The 7,703-nt window shown below is 69.3% G+C and carries 7 protein-coding genes; 3 read left to right on the plus strand and 4 right to left on the minus strand.

Annotation, left to right across the window (positions count from 1 at the left end):
- Positions 1-231, plus strand: a 231-nt coding sequence (locus ACWELQ_RS31575; RefSeq protein ID WP_452400686.1) for a hypothetical protein, incomplete at its 5' end; no start/stop codon positions are given.
- A gap of 233 nt (positions 232-464) precedes the next feature.
- Positions 465-2,087 (plus strand): chaperonin GroEL, encoded by a 1,623-nt coding sequence (gene groL / locus ACWELQ_RS31580; protein WP_452400687.1) that lies wholly within the window; start codon positions 465-467, stop codon positions 2,085-2,087.
- A gap of 95 nt (positions 2,088-2,182) precedes the next feature.
- On the opposite strand, the gene ACWELQ_RS31585 is transcribed toward groL, so the two are convergent.
- Positions 2,183-2,890 carry a TetR/AcrR family transcriptional regulator gene (locus ACWELQ_RS31585; RefSeq protein ID WP_452400688.1) on the minus strand — a complete coding sequence of 236 codons (708 nt, stop codon included), beginning with the start codon at positions 2,888-2,890 and terminating at the stop codon, positions 2,183-2,185.
- 145 nt (positions 2,891-3,035) lie between these two features.
- Here ACWELQ_RS31585 and ACWELQ_RS31590 point away from each other — a divergent pair, with 145 nt between their 5' ends.
- The gene (locus ACWELQ_RS31590; protein ID WP_452400689.1) at positions 3,036-3,944 is read left to right on the plus strand and encodes an NAD-dependent epimerase/dehydratase family protein; all 909 of its coding nucleotides are present in this window, start codon (positions 3,036-3,038) and stop codon (positions 3,942-3,944) included.
- Positions 3,945-3,954: 10 nt separating this feature from the next.
- On the opposite strand, the gene ACWELQ_RS31595 is transcribed toward ACWELQ_RS31590, so the two are convergent.
- The 3 genes from ACWELQ_RS31595 to ACWELQ_RS31605 form a co-directional block, all read right to left on the minus strand.
- Complete coding sequence (locus ACWELQ_RS31595) at positions 3,955-4,827, minus strand: SDR family NAD(P)-dependent oxidoreductase (RefSeq protein ID WP_452400690.1); 873 nt, start codon at positions 4,825-4,827, stop codon at positions 3,955-3,957.
- A 51-nt stretch (positions 4,828-4,878) separates the two neighbouring features.
- Complete coding sequence (locus ACWELQ_RS31600) at positions 4,879-5,928, minus strand: 3-oxoacyl-ACP synthase III family protein (protein ID WP_452400691.1); 1,050 nt, start codon at positions 5,926-5,928, stop codon at positions 4,879-4,881.
- Positions 5,929-6,033: 105 nt separating this feature from the next.
- On the minus strand, positions 6,034-7,703 hold a 1,670-nt coding region (locus tag ACWELQ_RS31605), incomplete at its 5' end, for an ArnT family glycosyltransferase (RefSeq protein ID WP_452400692.1).

Below are 7,703 nucleotides of genomic sequence, written 5' to 3' on the forward strand. Positions count from 1 at the left end.
GTCTCCACCGAGGACACGCCGGACGGCGGTTACATCGTGAACGGAGACCTCCCACCCGAGGTCGCCCCACCGTTCATCCGGGCCATCATGCGCATCGAAGCCGAACTCCTCCTGCAGGACGCCGAACTCGTCACCATCGAGCACGGCGAACCCCGCACCCCGGAGGAACGCCGCACCGACGCCCTGATAGCCCTCCTACTCCGCGTAGACGACCGCAGCCACTTCTCGTAGTCCTCACGAGACATCGGCCGCCGAGACACTCGCGCGGCCATTCACCGGTTCCCCGCAACCTTGCACTCGCTGGTGGCGAGTGCTAGAAAGGGATTTGGCACTCCGTACCGGTGAGTGCTAGGTCGGAAACGGTGAGGCCAGGCCGTGCTCAACCGAGTAATGCCGGGTCGTCCGTCGCGGGCACCGAACCTGACCAGATCATGCCCATCCCTGATCTGGAGGATCTCAACGCAATGGCCAAGACAATTGCGTACGACGAAGAGGCTCGCCGCGGACTCGAGCGTGGCCTGAACAGCCTCGCCGACGCTGTCAAGGTGACCCTGGGCCCCAAGGGCCGCAACGTGGTGCTGGAGAAGAAGTGGGGCGCCCCCACCATCACCAACGATGGTGTCTCCATTGCCAAGGAAATCGAGCTCGAGGACCCGTACGAGAAGATCGGCGCGGAGCTCGTCAAGGAAGTTGCGAAGAAGACCGACGACGTCGCGGGTGACGGCACCACCACCGCCACCGTGCTGGCCCAGGCGCTGGTCCGTGAGGGCCTGCGCAACGTGGCCGCCGGCGCCAACCCGCTCGGCCTGAAGCGCGGCATCGAGAAGGCCGTCGAGGCCGTCACCACCGCCCTGCTCGACACCGCCAAGGAGGTCGAGACCAAGGAGCAGATCGCCGCCACCGCCGGTATCTCGGCGGGCGACTCGTCCATCGGTGAGCTCATCGCCGAGGCCATGGACAAGGTCGGCAAGGAAGGCGTCATCACCGTCGAGGAGAGCAACACCTTCGGTCTCCAGCTGGAGCTGACCGAGGGCATGCGCTTCGACAAGGGCTACATCTCCGGTTACTTCGTGACCGACCCGGAGCGTCAGGAAGCGGTCCTCGAGGACCCGTACATCCTGCTGGTCGGCTCGAAGATCTCGACCGTCAAGGACCTGCTGCCGCTGCTGGAGAAGGTCATCCAGGCCGGCAAGCCGCTGCTGATCATCGCGGAAGACGTTGAGGGCGAGGCCCTGTCGACCCTGGTCGTGAACAAGATCCGTGGCACCTTCAAGTCCATCGCCGTCAAGGCCCCGGGCTTCGGTGACCGCCGCAAGGCCATGCTGGCCGACATCGCCATCCTGACCGGTGGCGAGGTCATCAGCGAAGAGGTCGGCCTGTCCCTCGAGACCGCCGGTCTGGAGCTGCTGGGCACCGCCCGCAAGGTCGTCATCACCAAGGACGAGACCACCATCGTCGAGGGCGCGGGCGACCCGGAGGCCATCAAGGGCCGTGTCGCGCAGATCCGCACCGAGATCGAGAACTCGGACTCGGACTACGACCGTGAGAAGCTGCAGGAGCGTCTGGCCAAGCTGGCCGGCGGTGTCGCGGTGATCAAGGCGGGCGCGGCCACCGAGGTCGAGCTCAAGGAGCGCAAGCACCGCATCGAGGACGCCGTCCGCAACGCGAAGGCCGCCGTCGAAGAGGGCATCGTCGCCGGTGGTGGCGTGGCCCTGCTGCAGGCCGCCCCCGCGCTGGAGACCCTGTCCCTGACCGGTGACGAGGCCACCGGCGTGAACATCGTTCGCGTCGCGCTGTCCGCGCCGCTGAAGCAGATCGCCTTCAACGCCGGCCTGGAGCCGGGCGTTGTCGCCGAGAAGGTTTCCAACCTCCCGGCGGGCCACGGCCTGAACGCCGACTCGGGCGAGTACGTCGACCTGCTGGCCGCCGGCATCGCCGACCCGGTCAAGGTCACCCGTTCGGCCCTGCAGAACGCGGCCTCCATCGCGGCCCTGTTCCTGACCACCGAGGCCGTCGTCGCCGACAAGCCGGAGAAGGCCGCCCCCGCGGGCGACCCGACCGGCGGCATGGGCGGCATGGACTTCTAGTCCAGCCTTCCGGCAACGGAATTGAACAAACCGGGCCCGGTCACCTGACGGTGACCGGGCCCGGTGCTGTGTGGATGTGGTTGTGGGGTCCCGGCTCACGGGGAGGCTGGTAGGCCGACGAGGTCGGCCATCAGGGTCATCTGGTGGGTGAAGTAGGTCGGCAGGGCGGTGATGGTGCCGTCGAAGCGGCCGAAGATTTCGAAGGTGATCAGGCCGAAAAGCTGTGTCCAGGCCAGGAATACGCGGTCGAGGACCTCTTCGGGGAAGGTCGCGCCGGGGGACTGCTGGTCGATCAGCGCACGGAGGTCGGCGCGGACGGGGGTTGGGAGCGGGGTGGGGAGTGGCGCGGGGTTGAGGCGGTCGGCTTCCCATGCGGCGGTGGCGATTCCGACGAGCAGCATGATGACGGTGGCGGCGGGGGCGATGGTGTCCTCGGGGGCGTCGTAGCCGGGGATGGGGCTGCCGTAGAGGAGTCCGTATTCGGTGGGGTTGGCCAGCGCCCAGTCGCGCACGGCGGTGCAGACCGCGAGCCATTGCGCGCGTTCGTCTTTCGCGGGTGCGGTGTTCGCGGCGTGGGTGACCGCGTCGCCGAGGGCGCGGTAGCTGTCCAGGATGAGGGCGGTGAGCAGGTCGTCGCGGCTGGGGAAGTAGCGGTAGAGCGCGGAGGCGACGATGTCCAGGTCGCGGGCGACGCCGCGCAGCGAGAGGTTCGCCCCGTCGACCGCCAGGCGTTTGCGGGCGGTGGCCTTGATCTCCTCGATCATCTCGGTGCGGACGCGAGCGCGCAGGGATCCGGCGGACATAGCGGCAGTGTAGGTCGGCGGAACCGCCGGGAGAACAGTAGGCGAATGGGAGAACACTGTTCTTGACTGGAAACGCCGTGCACTTCTACCGTGGAGTGTGCGAGAACAGTGTTCTCGCCATCTTCCCGACAGGATCGAGGACCTCATGTCCCTGCACGTCGTCATCGGAGCGGGCCCGGTCGGCTCCGCCACCGCCCGCCTGCTCGCCGCCCGGGGCGAGCGCGTCCGCGTCATCACCCGCACGGGCTCCGGCCCCGAGGATCCGGCCATCGAGCGCATTGCCGCCGACGCCGGTGATCCCGCCGCGCTGGCCGCCCACTGTGCCGATGCCACAGCCCTCTACCAGTGTGCCCAGCCCGCCTATCACCGCTGGCCCCAGGACTTCCCGGCCCTGCACCGGTCCATTCTGACCGCCGCCGAGCGCTCCGGCTCGGTGCTCGTCACCGTCGGAAACCTCTACGGCTACGGCGAGTTCGACGGCCCCGTCACCGAAGACCATCCACTGCGCCCCAATTCACGCAAGGGCCGAGTGCGGGCTGAGATGTGGGCCGAGCAACTGGCCGCCCACGAGTCCGGCCGGCTCCGCACCGCCGAGGTCCGCGGCTCGGACTACCTTGGCGCGGGCGCGAACTCGGCCTTCACCGCCGTGGCCCTGCCCGCCCTGAAAGCAGGAAAGCGGGCCCTGGTCCCCGCCGACCTAGATGCCCCGCACAGCTGGACCGCCACCGATGACGTGGCCCGCCTGCTGGTCGCGGTCGCCGCCGACGACACTGCCTGGGGCCGCCCCTGGCACGTGCCGACCGTCCCGCCGGTGTCGGTGCGAGCCTTGGCCGAACTGACGGCGTCGCTGGCGGGCGCGCCGCCCGCCCGGATCGGCCGGATGCCCGCGGCCCTGCTCTGGACGGTCGGCCTGTTCGTGCCCGCGGCCCGCGAAATGCGCGAGCTGGCTTACCAATTCGATCGTCCGTTCGTCCTCGACTCCAGCGCCGCGACCGATCGTTTCGGCCTGAAGCCGACGCCGCTGGAGGACACCCTGCGCGCCACGCTCGGGTGAGCGCGGCCGCTCACATGCCTTGCCGGAAGCGCGCGTTGCGGATGGCGTCGGCGCGTTCGGGCAGCAGGCTGTCGACGAGGGCGGCGACTCGGCCCATGACGGGTGCGAGTCGGCGCGGCCGGTCGATGATGGCGTCGCAGATGATCTGCCCGCCCTCTTCGGAGGTGAGGGCGTTGGCGGTGGCCTGCTGGTAGACGGGGTTGGCGGTGATCATGTCGGTGCGCACCAGGGGGAGGTAGATCGACGTGAATCGCAGGTTCTCGGTGTGGGTTTCGGCCTGCAGGTTGCTGCTGAGCGAGTCGAGCGCGGCCTTGGAGGCGACATAGGCGGCGTAGCCGGGACCGCCGTAGAGGTTGGCCAGCGACAGGATGTTGATGATCTGGCCGTCGCCGTGCGCGCGCATGCCGGGCGCGAAGGCGAGGATGAGCCGGACGGCGGCGAAGTAGTTGAGCCGCATGGTGCGTTCGAAGTCGTGGAAGCGGTCGTACGACTCGTCGAGACGGCGGCGGATCGACCGTCCGGCATTGTTGACCAGGATGTCGATGCCGCCGTGGTCGGCGAGCACCTTGGCGGTCACGGCGTCGAGGGCGTCGAAGTCGTTGAGATCGCACGGGTAGGCGGTGGCGCGGCCGCCGTGCGCCTCGATCTCGGCGGCGACCTGTTCGAGTTCGTCGGCGCGGCGCGCGACGAGCAGTACGGTGGCGCCGGCCGCGCCGAGCCGCAGTGCGGCGGCGCGTCCGATGCCGGAGGAGGCCCCGGTGATCAGGACGGTGCGCCCGGCGGCGGCCTCCGCGAGGGTGCGGTGCCGCCGCAGTCGCGCGACGTTGACCTGCGTGTCCAGGCCGTGTCTGATCTTGTGGAGCAGCCCGTTGATGTCTTGCATGCTTACGCATGCTAAGTGCCGCAGCGGGATTCGGGACCGGTTCCGCCCGGCTCAGCGGCCCCAGCGCAGCAGGGTGCTGCCGATGGACATGCCGCCGCCGAACGCCGAGAGCAGCACCAGCTCTCCGGCCGTCAGCGCCCCGTCGCGGTGCGCGGCATCCAGCGCGATGGGCACCGAGGCCGCGCCGGTATTGGCGTAGCGCTCGACCACGAGGTGCAGGCGGGACTGGGGCAGATCGAGCGTGGGCGCCAGCTCGCGCAGCATGGCGCCGTTGGCCTGATGCGGAATGAAGTGCCGCACAGCGGTTTCCGGTACGCCGGTGCCGCGCAGCACCTCCTTGATGGACAGCGGTAGTTGGGTGGCGACGAAGTCGCGGACTTCCCGTCCCGCCATGGTGAAGTAATGCGCCTTGTCCTCGCGATCGAGCAGCCGCGCGGGAATCCGGCTGCCTCCGGCCGGGACTCGGATGGTCCGATGCCGATCGCCGTGGGTGCGCAGGACGGTGCCGAGGATTCCCGCGGGTTCGTCGACCGGTCCGAGCACCACCGCCCCCGCGCCGTCGCCGAAGAGCACCGCGGTGCGCCGATCGGTGGGGTCGATGATGCGGGAGTAGATGTCCGCGCCGATGACCAGGCCGTACCCGTCCGAGCCGAGCATGCCCGCGGCGGCGCGCAAGCCGAACAGGAACCCGGTGCACACGGCGTTGACGTCGAAGGCGGCCGCGCCGTCCGCGCCGAGCAGGTGTTGGACCAGGGCGGCGGTGGCGGGTTGCGGATGGTCGGGCGTGGAGGTGGCGACCACGATGTAGTCGAGTTGTCCGGGCCGGATTCCCGCGTCCGCCAGGGCGGCTCGCGCGGCGTGCGCGGCGAGGTCGGAGGTGGCCTGGTCGGGCCCGGCGTAGCGGCGGGTGTGGATGCCGGTCTTGGTGCGGATCCAGTCCTCGGTGACGCCGGTCGCGGCGGCGATCTCGGCATTGCCGACCACCCGGTCGGGCAGGTAGGAGCCGGTGCCGAGGACGCCGATCGCGCGCCCGGTGCCGACATGGAGTTCGAGCGGGCCCGCCTGGGTGTAGGCGATGGCCGAAAGCTGTTCAGTTGTCATGTTCCACGGAAACTATCGATCGCGTGCCGGGTTCGGAACGGTTACCACCACGGTGATGAAAAGTAGCGTGGCGCAACCTAATTCGATCGTTCGACCGGTTACATGTCAGTGTCGGGCGCAGTTGTAGGCCTGGATCGCGTTGCCGTCGCCCTGTCCCGGAAGCGCGCGGCAGTGCTGTCGGATCCAGGCGAGTCGATCGTCGTCGGCATTGGTGATCAGAGCGATGCCGACCTCGCCGGAGTCGATCATGCGGGCCACGTCGGCGGTCGCCGGGACGGGCGCGGCACCGGTGAATCCGCCGACACTGGGGACCTGTCGACCGCTGACCAGAATGAAGGGCGAGGCCAGTGCGGTGGTGTAACTGATCAGCGGATAGCGCACGTGCACCGGCATTTTCGCCAGGTCGTCGTCGAGTTTGCGGGCTTCGTCGATGGAGGAAGCCATGAACCCCTGGGTGACCTGCCGGGCCCGCGCCGACTCGTAGGGTGTGTCGAGCGGACCGTAACCGTCGGCGACCACCGATACGGCGGCCGCGGTGGGTGCGGCCAGCGCTGCCGCCAGCAGCAACACCGCGACGAGTGATTCGCGCACGCGCAGCGCGGCGGCGATGACCGCCACGGTGACGAAAACCAGGCCGATCCGCACCCAGCCGGGCGCGGGCGCGGACAGCCACCATCCGTAGGCGGCGGTCGCGGCCACGGCCCACAGCCCCAGCATGCGCACCCGTCGATCCGACGATTGCCGGAAAGCGTTGGCCCCCATGCCGATCAGCGCCGCGACGGGCGGAACGAGAACGGCCAGATAGTACGGATTGACCGTGCCGATGAGCAGGAAGACCGCGAGGTGGATGAGCAGCCACCCGCCCCACAGCGTCAGCGCGGCGGTCTCGTGGTCGGTGCGGGGCCGTCGCCGCGCGACCCAGGCCAGCACGATCAAGCAGACGAGCGCGAGAGGGACGAGCCATCCGGCCTCGCGTCCGCCACCGCCGCCGAAGACATGGTCGAAGCGGTTGCCCGGCCCGAGTACCAGGGCCGCGCGATATCCGGCCCCGTCACCGCCGGTCACGAAATTCGCGGCCCCGACCCCGAATCCGTCATTGGTGCGGCTGGCCCCGTTGTAGACGAAGACCTGCTCGAACAGCGAATTGTGGTGACTGCCGTCGACGTAGGGCCGGTGTCCGGCAGGCAGCAGGCCGACGAGCGTCATCCAGCTCAGCGACACCACCGCCGTGATGGCACCGAACCCGATGAGTCCCGTGAAGCGTTGCCGCAGTTCGGTTTTCGGAGTCGCGATCAGCGCCGCCGCCGCGATGGCCGGAACGATCAGCCAGGCCTGCGCCATCTTCGCCTGGAAGGCGAGGCCGACCCAGAGGCCGCAGTACAGCAGATGCCGGGTCCGCCCGGAGACGATGACGGCCGCGGCCTGATCGGCGGCCAGTACCAGTAGCAGGATCAGCAGCGTGTCGGAGATATTGCCGCGGTCGAGCGCGACCGCCGCGGGCGCGAGGGCGGCGATGACCGCCGCGACCAGTGCCGCATGCGGACCGGACAGTCGCCGCACCGCCCGGTAGAGCACGAGCACGGTGAGCACGCCCTCGATGACCTGCGGCAATTGATACGCCCAGAGATGCGGCCCGAAGATCCGCACCGACAACGCCTGGATCCAGATCGACCCCGGAAGTTTGTCGATGCTGATGGTCGCGTCCGGGTGCCGGTGTAGGTTCCAGCGAGCACCGCACCCAGTACGGCCACGCCCAGCGCGCCACCGGTCTGCTG

The sequence above is a fragment of the Nocardia sp. NPDC004722 genome, assembly GCF_053601505.1.